Source organism: Knoellia sp. LjRoot47, from assembly GCF_964253435.1.
Taxonomy (GTDB): domain Bacteria; phylum Actinomycetota; class Actinomycetes; order Actinomycetales; family Dermatophilaceae; genus Knoellia.
On the sequence record NZ_CAXUQS020000001.1, the window covers coordinates 1,613,178 to 1,627,639 of the forward strand.

General features: G+C 72.3%; 16 protein-coding genes. 7 read left to right on the plus strand and 9 right to left on the minus strand.

Annotation, left to right across the window (positions count from 1 at the left end):
• Window positions 1-15: 15 nt before the first annotated feature.
• Window positions 16-1,137, plus strand: coding sequence for a phosphoribosylformylglycinamidine cyclo-ligase (gene purM / locus ACSQ11_RS07860; RefSeq protein WP_436004584.1), 1,122 nt, complete (start codon window positions 16-18; stop codon window positions 1,135-1,137).
• A gap of 138 nt (window positions 1,138-1,275) precedes the next feature.
• Here the strand turns inward: purM and ACSQ11_RS07865 are convergent, their stop codons facing one another.
• The 7 genes from ACSQ11_RS07865 to ACSQ11_RS07895 form a co-directional block, all read right to left on the minus strand.
• Window positions 1,276-1,827 (minus strand): cysteine hydrolase family protein, encoded by a 552-nt coding sequence (locus ACSQ11_RS07865; protein ID WP_436004585.1) that lies wholly within the window; start codon window positions 1,825-1,827, stop codon window positions 1,276-1,278.
• Window positions 1,824-3,317, minus strand: a complete 1,494-nt coding sequence (locus ACSQ11_RS07870) for a purine-cytosine permease family protein (protein WP_436004586.1) — start codon at window positions 3,315-3,317, stop codon at window positions 1,824-1,826. Before ACSQ11_RS07870 ends, ACSQ11_RS07865 begins: the two co-directional genes overlap by 4 nt.
• A gap of 85 nt (window positions 3,318-3,402) precedes the next feature.
• Entirely contained in the window at window positions 3,403-3,597 is a 195-nt protein-coding gene (locus ACSQ11_RS07875; RefSeq protein ID WP_147062404.1) for a DUF3073 domain-containing protein, read from the minus strand.
• 289 nt (window positions 3,598-3,886) lie between these two features.
• Window positions 3,887-4,999 carry a Glu/Leu/Phe/Val family dehydrogenase gene (locus ACSQ11_RS07880; RefSeq protein WP_436004587.1) on the minus strand — a complete coding sequence of 371 codons (1,113 nt, stop codon included), beginning with the start codon at window positions 4,997-4,999 and terminating at the stop codon, window positions 3,887-3,889.
• A 79-nt stretch (window positions 5,000-5,078) separates the two neighbouring features.
• A complete protein-coding gene (locus ACSQ11_RS07885; protein WP_436004588.1) occupies window positions 5,079-5,549 on the minus strand; it encodes a nitroreductase family deazaflavin-dependent oxidoreductase in 471 nt (156 codons plus the stop codon).
• 72 nt (window positions 5,550-5,621) lie between these two features.
• Window positions 5,622-6,293 (minus strand): DUF6766 family protein, encoded by a 672-nt coding sequence (locus tag ACSQ11_RS07890; RefSeq protein ID WP_436004589.1) that lies wholly within the window; start codon window positions 6,291-6,293, stop codon window positions 5,622-5,624.
• A gap of 85 nt (window positions 6,294-6,378) precedes the next feature.
• Window positions 6,379-6,813: a hypothetical protein gene (locus tag ACSQ11_RS07895; protein ID WP_436004590.1), complete on the minus strand. Its 435-nt coding sequence runs from the start codon at window positions 6,811-6,813 to the stop codon at window positions 6,379-6,381.
• A gap of 38 nt (window positions 6,814-6,851) precedes the next feature.
• On the opposite strand from ACSQ11_RS07895, the gene fgd reads away from it, so the two are divergent.
• Genes fgd through ACSQ11_RS07925 form a run of 6 tightly spaced genes read left to right on the plus strand, consistent with a single transcriptional unit; the run spans window position 6,852 to window position 11,787 of the window.
• Window positions 6,852-7,880 carry a glucose-6-phosphate dehydrogenase (coenzyme-F420) gene (gene fgd / locus ACSQ11_RS07900; protein WP_436004591.1) on the plus strand — a complete coding sequence of 343 codons (1,029 nt, stop codon included), beginning with the start codon at window positions 6,852-6,854 and terminating at the stop codon, window positions 7,878-7,880.
• Complete coding sequence (locus tag ACSQ11_RS07905; RefSeq protein ID WP_436004592.1) at window positions 7,877-8,413, plus strand: DoxX family protein; 537 nt, start codon at window positions 7,877-7,879, stop codon at window positions 8,411-8,413. Before fgd ends, ACSQ11_RS07905 begins: the two co-directional genes overlap by 4 nt.
• Window positions 8,410-9,177: an enoyl-CoA hydratase/isomerase family protein gene (locus ACSQ11_RS07910; protein ID WP_436004593.1), complete on the plus strand. Its 768-nt coding sequence runs from the start codon at window positions 8,410-8,412 to the stop codon at window positions 9,175-9,177. The genes ACSQ11_RS07905 and ACSQ11_RS07910 overlap by 4 nt, the downstream gene beginning before the upstream one ends.
• A 5-nt stretch (window positions 9,178-9,182) precedes the next feature.
• Window positions 9,183-10,151 carry a glucosyl-3-phosphoglycerate synthase gene (locus ACSQ11_RS07915; protein ID WP_436006727.1) on the plus strand — a complete coding sequence of 323 codons (969 nt, stop codon included), beginning with the start codon at window positions 9,183-9,185 and terminating at the stop codon, window positions 10,149-10,151.
• On the plus strand, window positions 10,148-11,020 hold the full coding sequence (folP, locus tag ACSQ11_RS07920) for a dihydropteroate synthase (RefSeq protein ID WP_436004594.1): 873 nt from the start codon (window positions 10,148-10,150) through the stop codon (window positions 11,018-11,020). The genes ACSQ11_RS07915 and folP overlap by 4 nt, the downstream gene beginning before the upstream one ends.
• Window positions 11,017-11,787, plus strand: a complete 771-nt coding sequence (locus ACSQ11_RS07925) for a hypothetical protein (protein ID WP_436004595.1) — start codon at window positions 11,017-11,019, stop codon at window positions 11,785-11,787. The genes folP and ACSQ11_RS07925 overlap by 4 nt, the downstream gene beginning before the upstream one ends.
• 52 nt (window positions 11,788-11,839) lie before the next feature.
• Here the strand turns inward: ACSQ11_RS07925 and ACSQ11_RS07930 are convergent, their stop codons facing one another.
• Complete coding sequence (locus tag ACSQ11_RS07930) at window positions 11,840-12,484, minus strand: response regulator (RefSeq protein WP_436004596.1); 645 nt, start codon at window positions 12,482-12,484, stop codon at window positions 11,840-11,842.
• Entirely contained in the window at window positions 12,477-14,429 is a 1,953-nt protein-coding gene (locus ACSQ11_RS07935) for a sensor histidine kinase (protein ID WP_436004597.1), read from the minus strand. Before ACSQ11_RS07935 ends, ACSQ11_RS07930 begins: the two co-directional genes overlap by 8 nt.
• Between the last annotated feature and the right edge of the window lie 33 nt (window positions 14,430-14,462).

Below are 14,462 nucleotides of genomic sequence, written 5' to 3' on the forward strand. Positions count from 1 at the left end.
CCTAGGCTGGCCGTCGTGAGTGACCAGGGCGAACAGATCACGTATGCCGCGGCCGGAGTCGACGTCGAGGCGGGTGACAAGGCCGTCGAGCTCATGAAGGCCGACGTGCGCCGCGCGACCCGGCCCGAGGTCCTCGGCGGCCTCGGTGGGTTCGCGGGCATGTTCGACGCGAGCACCATCGCGCGGATGGAGCGCCCGGTCCTCGCCACGAGCACCGACGGCGTCGGCACCAAGGTCGCCATCGCCCAGGCGCTCGACAGGCACGACACGATCGGCTTCGACCTCGTCGGCATGGTCGTCGACGACATCGTCGTGTGCGGCGCCGAGCCGCTCTTCATGACCGACTACATCGCGACCGGCAAGGTCGTCCCCGAGCGCATTGCCGCCATCGTGGGCGGCATCGCCCGCGCCTGCGAGCAGGCCGGCGTCGCCCTCGTCGGCGGCGAGACCGCCGAGCACCCGGGTCTGCTCGACCCCGACGAGTACGACGTCGCCGGTGCCGCCACCGGCGTCGTCGAGCACGCCGACGTCCTCGGGCCGCAGCGCGTGCAGCCCGGCGACGCCGTGCTCGGCATCGCGAGCTCGGGCCTGCACTCCAACGGCTACTCGCTCGTCCGCAAGGTCGTCGCCCACGCCGGGTGGCAGCTCGACCGGCACGTCGACGAGTTCGGCCGCACCCTCGGCGAGGAGCTCCTCGAGCCCACGCACGTCTACTCGCTCGACCTGCTCGAGCTCATCCGCACCGACGGTGTCGACGTCCACGCGCTGTCGCACGTGACCGGCGGAGGCCTCGCCGCCAACCTCGCCCGGGTGCTCCCGAGCCAGGTGTTCGCCCGAGTGGACCGTGCCACGTGGACCCCGCCGCCGGTCTTCTCGACCGTCCAGCGCCTCGGCCAGGTGCCGCAGGCCGACATCGAGCGTACCCTCAACATGGGGGTCGGCTTCGTGGCGATGCTGCCCGCCGACCAGGTCGACCTCGCCGTGCGGACCCTCGCCGGGCGCGGGCTGGATGCCTGGCCGATGGGCGAGGTCACCGCGCTCGAGAGTGCCGACGTCGAGGACGGCGTCGAGGTCGTCCAGGGCGCCAAGGGCGTCGACGGCGGCTCGGTTCAGGTCGTCGGGTCGCACCCGTCCTGAGCAGCCGACCTCAGGACACGAGGCCGCGGTGGCGTCCATGATCCAAGGGCGGCCGGCGTCACGGCAGGGCTGCTGGGTGTGGTCGTCGGCGCCGTCGTGCTCTCGGCCACCGGCATCCTCTGAGCGAGGAGGCCCCGCTCAGACGATCGTCACCTGCGGGGCGAACATGCTCATCGCCCCGAGCGCCTGCTCGTGCATCGCCACGGTCGAGCCGGCGCAGGCCTGGGCGACCACGCGGACGCTCGCACCCGCGTCGGCCGCCGGGAGTGCGGTCGAGATGACGCAGCAGTCGGTGGCGACGCCGGCGAGGGCGAACCTCGGCTGCTCACCGATGACCGCGCGGAGCCCCGGCGTCCACTTGCCGAAGGTCGGCTCGGTGACCACGTGGTCGGTGAGGTCCGCGAGCTCGGGCACCACGGCATACAGGGGGTCCGTGCCGGGGACGAGCGCGAACTGCCAGTCGTCGTAGTAGTCGGCCCACGAGCCGCCGATCCCCGGGTCCGCGACGAACCGCGTCACGACGACCCGACCTTCGTATGCCGTCGCGAGACGCGCGATTCTCGGCACGGTCTCGGCCCACATGGGGGAGCCCCACGGGCTGGTGCCCGGGTCGGCGAAGACGGTCTGCGGGTCGATGACGACGAGCCACTCGTCGTCGAGGGGGCTGACCTCCTCGACGGCGGTGCTCACGCGGACTGCTCCTGGCGGGCGACCTTCCCGCGTCGGGCGACCCAGGTGACGACGAACGACAGGACGAGGGCGAGCAGGACGCCGAGGTTGGCGTAGGCGAAGGTGCCCTCCCAGTACGAGCCGGCGGGGTCCTCGACGAAGGTGCCGAGGCCGAGCGGGTCGAGGAGGAAGCCCTGCCAGTTGTTCCAGGTCGCGTCGTCGGCGAAGTTGTTGACGACGAGGCCCCAGCCGAGCACCGAGGCCACGACCATCGTGCCGATCGAGACCCAGTCGAAGGCGCCGTAGCGGCCGGAGGAGTCGAAGAGGGCGTCGTCGTCGTAGTCGCGCTTGCGCAGCGCGATGTCGGCGATCATGATCCCCGCCCACGAGGCGAGCGGGACGCCGAGCGTGATGAGGAAGGACTGGAACGGGTTGATGAAGCTCTCGGCGACGAAGACGACGTAGAACGTGCCCAGCGTGAGGATCACGCCGTCGATGAGCGCCGCCATCGGGCGCGGGATGCGGACGCCGAGCGAGAGCAGGGTGAGCCCGGACGAGTAGATGCCGAGGACCGCGCCCGAGACGAGCGAGAGGATCGCGGCGACGAGGAAGGGCACGAGCACCCAGGTCGGGAGCAGCGTGGCCAGCGTGCCGATGGGGTCGGCGCCGATGCCGGCGAGCACGTCCTCGTCGGAGCCGGCGAGGGCGAGGCCGTAGCAGACGAGCAGGGCGGGTGCGAGGGCTCCGCCGAAGGTGTTCCAGCCGACGATCGCGGCGCCGCTGGCGTCACGGCGCTGGTAGCGGGACCAGTCGGCGGCGATGTTGATCCACCCCAGCCCGAAGCCGGTCATGACGAGGACGAGGGCGCCGATGACGGCGCCGATGCCACCCGAGGGGCGCGAGGTCACGGCCGACCAGTCGACGTGGTTGGCCGTCATGAGGACGTAGAGCACGGTGATGGCGCCGGTGAGCCAGGTGAGGATCGACTGCATCCGCATGATGACGTGGTAGCCCGCGACGGCCGCGAGGACGATCATCGCTGCGACGACCACGGCGGCGACGACCTTGGTCGCCGTGCCCCCGCCCCAGCCGAGCCGGTCGAAGATCGTCGCGGTCGCCAGCACGGCGAGGATCGCGAGGAAGGTCTCCCAGCCGATCGACGTCAGCCAGGAGATGACACCCGGCACCTTCTGCCCCCTGACCCCGAAGGCGGCGCGCGAGAGCACCATCGTGGGGGCCGAGCCCCGCTTGCCGGCGAGGGCGATGATCCCGCAGAGGGCGAACGACACGACGACGCCGACGATGGTCACGACGACGGCCTGCCAGAAGGAGATGCCGAAGCCGAGGACGAAGGCGGCGTACGAGATGCCGAACACCGACACGTTGGCGGCGAACCAAGGCCAGAAGAGGTCACGAGGAGCCGCGGTGCGGGCCGACTCGTCGATGATCTCGATGCCGGTGGTCTCGACGCCGAGCCGCTTGGCGGCGTCGGCGGTGCGCACGTCTGTCATGTCCGTGAGCATGGCAGATCCAGACCTGCTGGACACACATGCCACACGAGGACGTGTGGGACGGGGACGAACGGTCAGTCAGGCGTCAACGACGCCCGCTGGCCCACTTGTCGTAGTCGTCGTCCTCGTCGCTGTCGGACTCGGCGACCCGAGTCGACGGCAGCGACGGTGCGCTCCCGTGGAGTTCGCGCTCAAGCGAGCTCAGGTCGGTGTCGGGGCTGTAGTACTTGAGCTCCCGTGCCACCTTGGTCTGCTTGGCTTTTGCTCGGCCGCGCCCCATGGCGAGACCCCCTTGTGCGTCTGCCGGGCGACATACCCGAAGGGACGGCCCCGAAGGGGTCATCCCAAGTCGAGCTGTGGTCCCGGGAATCGTGTGTGTGTCGTGGGGTCAACGCTACATCAGGCCGTGGTGTTTCCGCGCACGGGTCGGGCTTTGGGGCCGTGTCCGGGAAGAATGTTCACCTGAGGCGCCACCGGGCCCCGGCGAAGGGGCTGAGAGACGGCGTATGCCGTGTGCCCGCCTCGGGAGGTGGGCACACGGCATACGGGCGTCCGGGTGGTGCAGGACCTCAGGGCTGGGGGAGCCAGATCGTCGAGGAGCCGGCGGCCATGCGCTTCTCGGCGATGTGGTCGGCGGCGGCGGCCGGGCTCTCGCCACGCTCGTCGGCGGTCTGGAGGACCTCGAGGGTGTGCTCGAAGATCGCGGTCGCACCACGCTTGGCACGGTCGAAGTCGAAGCCGAGGAGCTCGTCGCTCACCTGGATGACCCCACCGGCGTTGACGAGGAAGTCGGGGCAGTAGGTGATGCCGCGGGCGACGAGGCGGTCGGCGGTGCCGCCCTCGCCCTCGGTGACGAGCTGGTTGTTGGCGCCGCCGCAGACGACCGTCGCCTTGAGCACGTCGACGGTGTCGTCGTCGAGGGCGCCACCGAGGGCGCAGGGCGCGTAGACGTCGATGTCGGCGCGGACGAGGGCGGCAACGTCGCCGACGACCTCGATGCCGGGGTGGGTCGCCGTGAGGGACTCGACGGCAGTGGCGTCGACGTCGGTGACGACGACCTCGGCGCCGTCCTCGACGAGGTGGCCCGCGAGGATCCGGCCGACCTTGCCGACGCCGGCGATGCCGACGCGACGTCCCGTGAGGGTGGGCGCACCCCACAGGTGCTGGGCTGCGGCCCGCATGCCTTGGAAGACCCCGAACGCGGTGAGGACGGAGGAGTCGCCGGCGCCGCCCTTCTCGGGGGAGCGACCGGTGGCGAAGCGGGTCGTCTCGGCGACGACGTCCATGTCCTGCACGTAGGTGCCCACGTCGCACGCCGTGACGTAGCGGCCGCCGAGGCTCTCGACGAACCGGCCGAAGGCACGGAGCAGCTCGGGGGTCTTGTCCGTGCTGGGGTCGCCGATGATCACGGCCTTGCCGCCACCGTGCGGGATGCCCGCGACCGCGTTCTTGTAGGACATGCCGCGCGAGAGTCGCAGGACGTCGGCCAAGGCCTCGTCGTGGCTGGCATACGGGTAGAAGCGCGTCCCGCCGAGGGCCGGCCCGAGCGACGTGTCGTGGATCGAGATGATCGCGCGCAGACCGGTCTTCGGGTCCGAGCAGAGGACGACCTGCTCGTGGCCGGAGGTGTCGATCGGGTCGTGGGCAGCGGGTGCCGGGGCGGTGACGGACGACGCGGTCACGGTGGTGACTCCTTTGTCAGGGTGGGGCTGCGAGATGGTGCAGCGGGTGCTCGGCGTGGGTCCCACGCACGCCTACAGGCTAGTCCCGGCCCGGGTCCCCGGCTGCCGAGTCCACCCGGGGCCCGAGGGGGTGCAGGCGGGCCACGGGGATCGTCCTCCCGGACCGCTTCTCGTACTTCTCGACGCCGGGGATCTGCGCCCGGACGGTCGCCAGCCAGACGGTGTCGCGGTCCGAACCCTCGAGCACCTCGGGACGCACCTGCTGCGCGTGGGTGCCGATCTCGATCGTGGCCTCGTCGGCGAGCCGCAGGTTGCGGAACCAGTCCGGCTCCGTGGTCGAGCCGCTGCCCGTGCCCCAGACGAGGTAGTCGTCGCCGTCCTCGAGGTAGCGCACCATCGTCGAGCGCGGCAGCCCGGTGCGCCGCCCCGGTGAGGTGACCATGAGGACCCCGCCAACCTTGCCACCGCCGTCGAGCCGACCCTTGAAGGCCCGGTGCATCCACACCCCGATCGCGTTGCCACGGGCCATCATCGAGTGGGACATCGCCATGGCCGACACCTCCTCAGCCCAGAGTCCGCCTGCCCGTGGGCGTGGTCAATGGGCGGGGTGGGCCAGCCCGGCTCAGCCCTCGACGCCGGTGGACTCGTGCGGCTCACCGACCGGCTTGGACTCGGGCGACCCCCGCTCGCGCAGGTAGATCGAGAAGACCACCATCGTCGCCACGGCGAGGAACTCGGACTGCCAGTTCTGCAGCGTCCTGCTCCAGAAGTCGGGGTCGAGGGCGTACTCGCCGAGGCCTTGGGGTTCCTTGAGGTCGCGGATCAGCTCGGCGTTGTGGGCGACTCGTCCCGCGACGAGCTGGGCGCTCCACGACCCCAGGAAGATCGCACCCATCGTCAGCCCGAGCGAGCGCGAGAACAGGGTGCGGCGCCAGCCGCCGACGACGGCCCAGCGCGGCGAGTCCGGCTGCGCGTACGCCCCGACCTTCTGGTCCTCGTCACTCTCGCGGCCGGTCTTGTCGAGCGGCTTGGACTCCGGCGACCCCCTCTGGACGAACCAGACGGTGAGCAGGATGAAGAGCAGGAACTGGAGGTACTCGGACTGCCAGTTCTCGGCGACGTCGACGGCGAAGCTCGACGAGGTGAGGTACTCGCCGAGCGAGATGGTCTGCAGGCCCTTGTCGCGCGCCTCGCCGTTGACGCCGGCCAGCCCCCACAGGGCCTGTCCGACGAGGGCCAGGAGGAGGAGCCCGCCGAAGACGAGGGCGAGCCCGTGGTCGCGCAGCCGCCTCATCGACCCATCACCCCGAGCGTGAGGCACCACGCCAGACCGAAGACGATGAAGAGCATCCATCCGAGGAATGACCACCGCAACCCGCTCACCGCCCTTCGATCGTGCAGTCGTAGGGCAGGTCTTTGCCCCGGGGCTCGCACCCTGCGGCCGTGACCCGCCACCCGTCGTCGAACCGGGCGAGGAACAACGTCGCCCCGCCCCACCGCACCATCGCGTCGCGCCCGTAGACGTCGACCCGTGGCTCACCGGACCCGGGGGAACCGGAGCTCGCGACCTCGCCCAACGCCTCGCCGCACTGCTCGCCGTCGGACTCGAGCTGTTCCAGGGTCGCCGGAGCCAGCAGGTCGCAGCCCGACTCGGGCGCCGTGCCGACGGCGGCGAGGAACTGCGTGGCCGCGTCGGCTGCGGCCTGGTCCTCGGCGGAGCCCCGCCCCGCGCAGCCCGTGACCAGCAGCGTCAGGGCGGTTGCGAGGGCGACGGGGGCGAACGGCATACGGCGTTCATGCAGGTGGGCGGGCACGTCGTCACTATGGCACCGGGATGGGAGAGGATGGCGGCATGCGCATCGGCTACAAGGCTTCGGCCGAGCAGTTCGCCCCCACGGAGCTGGCCGGCTACGCCGTCCTCGCCGAGGAGCTGGGACTGGACTCGGTGACGATCTCGGACCACTTCCAGCCGTGGCGGCTCGAGGGTGGTCACGCCCCGAACTCGCTCGCCTGGCTGTCGTTCGTCGCGGCGCGCACCGAGCGGGTCCTGCTCGGCACGTCGGTGATGACCCCGACCTACCGCTACAACCCGGCGGTCGTCGCCCAGACGTTCGCGACGCTCGGCTGCCTCGCGCCGGGCCGCGTCATGCTCGGCGTCGGCACCGGCGAGGCGCTCAACGAGGTGGCCGTCGGCTCCGTGTCCGAGGACGGCTGGCCGGAGTTCAAGGAGCGGTTCGCCCGGCTGCGCGAGTCGGTGCGGCTCATGCGGGCGCTGTGGACGCAGGAGTCGGTGACCTTCGAGGGCGAGTACTACCGGACCGAGGACGCGCGGATCTTCGACCGCCCGGACACCCCGGTCCCCGTCTACGTCGCCGCGGGCGGTCCGCTCGTCGCCCGGTATGCCGGCCGGTCCGGTGACGGCTTCATCTGCACCTCGGGCAAGGGGCGTGAGCTCTATGCCGACAAGCTGCTTCCCGCCGTCGCCGAGGGCCTGGGGAAGGCGGGGCGTGAGGCGGACGACGCCTCCTACGACCGGATGATCGAGATCAAGCTGTCGTGGGACCCGGACGCCGACCGTGCCCTCGAGAACACCCGGTTCTGGGCGCCCCTGTCGCTCACCGCCGAGCAGAAGCACTCGATCCACAGTCCCGCCGAGATGGAGAAGGCCGCAGACGAGCTGCCCATCGAGCAGGTCGCGCAGCGGTGGATCGTCGCGTCGAAGCCGGAGGACGTGGTGTCGGCGGTCAAGGAGTACACCGACCTCGGGTTCGACCACCTCGTCTTCCACGGGCCCGGCGGCGACCAGGAGCGCTTCCTGCGCACGTTCACCGAACAGGTCGTGCCGGGTCTGCGCGAGCTCACCGTGGGGTCGCCCGCATGAGCGCCGTCGTCACCGCCACCACCGCGGTCAGCCCGACCGAGCTCGACGTCGCCTCGCTCGTGCTCCGTCTCGCTCTCGGTCCGATGCTCGTCCTGCACGGGCTCAACAAGGTGCAGGGTGGTCTCGCCGGGACGGCCGGCTGGTTCGAGTCGCTGGGGCTGCGTCCCGGCTGGCTGCACGCCCGCGTCGCGGCGTTCACCGAGATCGGGTCCGGGATCATCGTCACGCTCGGGTTGCTCAACGCGCTCGGCGCCATGGCGTTCGTCGGGCTCATGACCGTCGCCGCCCTCACCGACCACCGCGGCAAGGGCTACTTCATCTTCAAGGGCGGATGGGAGTACGTCGTCCTCGTGGCGATCGTCGCCGTCGCCCTCGCCGTGCTCGGCCCGGGCCGCTGGTCGCTGGACCACGCGCTCGGGCTCGACCTCGCCGGGATCGGCTGGGGGGCCGTGGCGCTCGTCGGAGGGCTCGTCGCCGCCGGCGGGCTGCTCGCGACGTCCTACCGACCTTCCGGGGACAAGGCCTCCGCATGAGCGACGCATCCGTCGTCGTCCGGGTCGACGGCGCCGTCGGGCACGTCACGCTGGCCGCACCGGACCGGCTCAACGCCGTCGACGTGGCGATGCTCGAGGCCGCCGCCGGGGGAGTCCGCGCCCTCGACGCCGACCCGGCGGTGCGGGTCATCGTCGTCTCCGGCGAGGGACGCGCCTTCTGCGCCGGTGCCGACCTGTCGGTCCACCTCGACGAGGGTGACCTCGACGGAACCCTGCACGGCGTCGGTGCCGTGAGTCGCGCGGTGATCGAGGCCGGGACCCCCGTGCTGGCGCTCGTCCCCGGGGTGGCGGCCGGCGCGGGGCTGTCGATGGCGCTCGCCGCCGACTACGTCCTCGTGGCCGACGACGCGAAGCTCGTGCTGGCCTTCGGTGCGCTGGGCCTCATGCCCGACGGTGGCGCGACGTCACTCGTCGTCGCCAACATCGGCCGGGCACGTGCTCTGCGGCTCGCTCTCACCGGCGAGAAGCTGACCGGTGCGGTTGCCGCCGAGTGGGGGCTGGTCTCGGAGTCCGTTGCGGCAGAGGCGTTCTCGGCTCGCGCCGTGGAGCTCACCGCCCACCTCGCCGGGCTGGCGCCACGGGGGACAGCGCTCACGGCGGCGGCGATCACCGTGGCTGCCCTCGACCTCGACACCACCCTCGAGCGCGAGGAGGCGGGCCAGCACGAGCTCCTGCGGACCCCGGACTTCGTCGAGGGGCTCACGGCCTTCCGTGAGAAGCGACGCCCCACGTTCGGCGCGTGAGCGCGATGGGTGGGCACACGGCATACCGGGCGTCGGACTGGAGCGCCGAGGCGCTGCTCGAGCGCAAGGGTGACCGGACGGTCTCCGTCGTCGTCCCGGCGAAGGACGAGGAGTCCACGGTCGCTGCGGTTGTCCAGCGCATCATCACCGACTTCGTCCGCCCCGACGGTGGCGGGCTGGTCGACGAGGTCGTCGTCATCGACTCGGACTCGACCGACCGCACGGCGCAAGTCGCCCGGGAGGCCGGTGCGGTGGTGCACTCCGCCAAGGCGATCCGGCCCGACCTCGGCTCGGTCCCGGGCAAGGGCGAGGCGCTGTGGAAGTCGCAGCTCGTCACCTCCGGCGACCTCGTGGCCTTCGTCGACGCCGACCTCGTCGACTGGGGGACGCACTTCGTCACCGGGCTGCTCGCACCGCTGCTCGTCGACGACGACGTCCAGCTGGTCAAGGCGGTCTACGACCGGCCGATGATCGACGCGACCGGCCGTGAGGAGGAGACCGGGGGTCGGGTCACCGAGCTCGTCGCGCGCCCCTGGCTCGCCCTGCACCGTCCGGGTCTCGCCGGGATCGTGCAGCCGCTCTCGGGCGAGTGGGCCATCCGGCGCGAGGCCTTCGAGTCGTATGCCGTGCCCGTGGGCTACGGCGTCGAGATCGCGGCGCTGCTCGACACGTTCGACCGGTTCGGCGTCGAAGGCATCGCCCAGGTCGACCTCGGCCGGCGGACCCACCGCCACCACCGGCATGACACGCTCGGTCTCATGGCCGTCCAGGTGCTCGCCGCAGCCGACCGGCGCCGTGGCGTGACCACGGGCGGCGCCGACCCGGAGTCGACGGTGGCGCTGACGCAGTACGCCCGCGGCGCGGAGGGCTTCGAGCCGCTGGTCACCGAGGTGGGGACCGGTGAGCGGCCCCCGGCCCACACGGTGCGCATGCCGGCCCACGCAGAGCGTGGGACCCGCGCGGGGCGACGATGAGCGACCTCACCTTCCGGCTCGGTCGCCGGACGTACGACTCGCGGGCGCGTCTCGTCATGGCCATCGTCAACCGCACACCCGACTCGTTCTACGACAAGGGCGCCACGTGGCGTGAGGACGCGGCCTTCGACCGGGTCCGGCAGGTCGTGTCCCAGGGCGCCGACATCGTCGACATCGGCGGGATCAAGGCCGCCCCCGGCGTCGAGATCGGTGCCGAGGAGGAGAAGGAACGCGTGGTCGACTTCGTCGCGGCCGTCCGCGCGGAACACCCCGACCTGCTCATCAGCGTCGACACCTGGCGTGCCTCGGTGGGGCGCGCGGTCCTCGAGGCCGGCGCCGACATCCTCAACGATGCGTGGGGCGGCGCGGACCCGGAGCTCGTCGAGGTGGCGGCCGAGTTCGACGCGGCCGTCGTGTGCACCCACACCGGTGGCGTGACCCCGCGGACCCGGCCGCACCGCATCGAGTACGACGACGTGGTCGCCGACGTCGTCGAGTCGCTCGTGAGGCAGGCCGAACATGCCGTGTCGGTGGGGGTCTCGCGCGACCGGGTCGTCATCGACCCCGCGCACGACTTCGGCAAGAACACCTGGCACTCGGTGGAGGTGACGCGGCGGCTCGACGAGCTCGTGGCGCTGGGCTGGCCGCTGCTCGTGTCGCTGTCCAACAAGGACTTCGTGGGTGAGTCCCTCGACCTGCCGGTGGGGGAGCGGCTCACCGGAACCTTGGCGGCGACGGCGATCTCGGCGTGGCACGGCGCCCACATCTATCGCGTCCACGAGGTCGTCGAGACCCGGCAGGTGCTCGACATGGTGTCGGTGCTCGCCGGTGACCTGCCGCCGGCCAGGACTGCCCGGGGGCTCGCGTGATCACCGACGTCGTCGTCGTGCCGGGAGCGCCGCTGCTGCTGCCGGAGTACCAGGGCCGGGTCGCCGCTGCCCCGGGGCTGCTCGAGTCGTGCGTGGGTGCGGTGCGAGACGCCGTCGCGACGGCGGCGCACGTCGTCGTCGTGCATGCCAGCGACCGCGAGCCGCGCAGCTCCCGTCCCGCGCTGGGGGCACGGGTGGCCGACCACCTGCTCGCCGCGACCCACGTCGGCTTCGCGGTCGAGCACGTCGCGGTCGCGTGGGACGCGCCGCTGACGGAGTGCGTCGCGGTGGGACGCGAGGTCGCGGCGCGGGCGGCGACTCCGGCGGAAGCGGATGCGGAGGGTGCTCGCCAGAGGAGTGTCTTTGCTCCCGCTCTCGACGCAAAGACACCCCCATTCGCTGCAGGAGATGACGCGGAGGCCTTTGCTCCACATGGTGACGCACAGGCACGTCCCACGACGCTGCTCGTCGTGGCCGACGGCTCGGCCCGCCGGACGGAGAAGGCTCCCGGCCACCTCGACCCCCGCTCGCACGAGGTCGACGCCGCCATCGTCGCCTCGATCCGCGGCGCCGCCGACGGTGGGCTCGCTGCTCTGCTCGACCTCGACCCGGATCTCTGCGCCGACCTCCTCGTCGCCGGCCGTGCTCCGCTGCAGGTGCTCGCCGCCGCAGCGGGCGCGACGAACCCGCTCGAGCTCGTGACCTGTGAGGTGAGCGACCCGTTCGGGGTGCTCTACGTCGTGGCGCACCTCGCCCGTGCCCGCTGAGACCGCATCCGACACCGACACCGACACCGACACCGACATCGAAACGCCGACCTCAGTCGAGGCCCAGCCCCTCCTCGCGCGCCCGCACCACGGCCGCCGCGCGGTCGCGGACCGCGAGCTTGGTGAGCACGTTGGAGACGACGTTGCGCACGGTCTTGGGCGACAGTACGAGCCGCCGCGCGATGGTGAGGTTGTCGTGCCCCCGGGCGACGAGGTCGAGCACCTCGCGCTCGCGGTCGGTGAGCTCGGGGAAGGGGACCCGCGCGACCGCCCGACCGGACGTCAGCGCCGTCACGGCCCGTGCGGCGACCGCCGACCCGAGGATGACGTCACCGTTGGCGACCGCGCGCACGGCCCGCTCGACCTCGTCGGGGCTCGCGCCCTTGAGCAGGTAGCCCCGGGCCCCGACGCGCATGCACGATGCGACGGCGTCGTCGTCCTCGCGCATCGTCACGACGAGGACGCGAGCGTCGGGATCGCGCCGCACGATCTCGCGGGTCGTCTCGATCCCGGAGTCCGCTCCGAGGTTGAGGTCCATGAGGACGACGTCGATCTCGGCCAGCGGCAGGGCCAGGGCCTCGGCCGCATCACTCGCCTGCCCCACGACGCGGATGCCGTCGAGCGAGTCGAGCAGGCCCGCCATGCCCATCCGGAAGACGGGGTGGTCGTCCACGACGGCCACGGTGAGGTCAGCCATGACCGACCACCACGGCATGCGGGAGGACGGCCTCGACGACGGTCCCACCGGTCGCCGGTGTCGTGATCTCGAGGCTGCCGCCCAGCTCCTCGGCACGTTCGCGCATCGACCGGGTCCCGACACCCGGACGCGCGCCCTCGGACCTGCCCTGACCGTCGTCCGCGATGGTGACCCGCAGGCCTTCCGTCGTGCTCGCCGTCACGACACGTGCGGACTGGGTTCCGCTGTGCCGCAACGTGTTCGTCACGGCCTCCGCCACGATCGCGTATGCCGCGGCAGCAGTCTGCGGGTCGAGGACGTCGTCGTGCTCGAGGGTGAGGGAGATGTCGACGCCGTCCTCGGCGTGCCGGGCGGAGAGCTCGGACAGCGCCGCCGACAGACCGAGCTCGTCGAGCACGGGCGGCAGCAGGTGGTGGGAGAGGGTGCGGACGTCGGTGACCCGCTGGTCCAGCTCGGACTGGAGGGTGGTGAGCAGGGCCGCCGCGGCGTGCGGGTCGGTCGCCATGAGGTTGCGTGCCCCCTGCAGCCCGAGCCGGAGACCGGCCAAGGAGGGGCCGAGCCCGTCATGGATCTCGCGGCGGATGACGCGGCGCTCCTCGAGGCGGGCGCGGGCCAGCCGGGCCCGGGCCTCGTCGACGTCGGACGCGGCGCGGGTGACCGCGGCGGCGGTGGCGACGACGGTCGCCAGGTCGGCGAGGGTCTGCTCACCCCGGGACCCGAGGCTCTCGCCGCCGGGCAGGGTGACCGCGAGCTCGCCGACGGGTTCGCCACGGTGGGCGAGCGGGACGCGCACGGGGTGGGCGGCCGGCATACCCCAGACGACGTCCTCGCGGTCGGGAAGGGACACGGTCACGGACTCGAGCCGCATGGCTGCGCCGATGTCGGCGGCCAGTCCGCGCAGGAGGTCGTCGGTCGACTCGGCCAGGCGCAGGTGGCTGCCGAGGCGGCGGACGACGGTGTCGGGCGAGGCGGAGACGCCGTAGACGAGGCGGTGGACGCGGCGCTCGAGCCACAGTCGGGTCGGCTGCACGGCGACCGCGACGACACCGGCGCCCACGAGACCCGCTCCGTCGCCGGGCAGCAGCCGGGTCGTGACGACGGTGACGCCGACATAGACCGCGACGAGCGCTGCAGTGACGAGGCCGGCGAGGACGGTGCGGCTCACCGCGAGCTGGAGGCCCCACATCCGGCTGCGGAGGACGGCGACGAGGATCGCCGCGGGATAGACGGCCTGCGAGAGCAGGTGCAGGACCGGCGTGGTCCAGACCGGGAGGGGGAGCGAGCCGTAGGGGAGCAGCAGCGGGACGAACGACAGCGCGAGAAGTCCTGCGCCGAGGGCGAGCCAGCCGAGGCCGTTGCGCTCGGCGACCGGACCGCGGCGGTGCCGGTGCTCGACCGCGGTGGCGGTGACGAGCCCGAGCACGACGGCGAGGGCCAGCAGGACCATGAAGGCCGCCTGCGCGTTGGCCAGCTGGACGACGAGGAACGCGACGACGACGACGGCCCCGGCCACGACGCCCCATTTCGCGCGCCCGAGCGGGTGGTCGCGCACGAGCCACGGGACGACGAGGAAGAGGGCGAGCGTTCCTGGCACCCAGGCGGTGCTCTGGAGCCACGAGACGAGGTCGGCACCCGGGAGGCCGGGGCGCTGCGCGGCCAGAGCGGGGTAGCCGAAGCCGAGGGCGGCGACCCCTCCGCCGGTGGCTGCGAGGGCGAGGAGCCAGCCGACGGGGTGCGGTCGACGCGAGAGGATGAGCGCCGCGACCGTGCCGTAGACACAGGCGACCGCGACGTCGACGACGAAGAACCAGACGCCTTCACCGAGCTCGGGACGGGCCGCGACGACGAGCACCACGGCGAGCACGGCCGTGCCCCAGGCGGTCGCGGCGATGACCGCGGCCGCCCGGGGCAGGCCCGCCCGTGAGGGGGCGTCGGGGGAGCTCATGGTGTCGGCACCATAGCGCCGGTCCATGGTGTG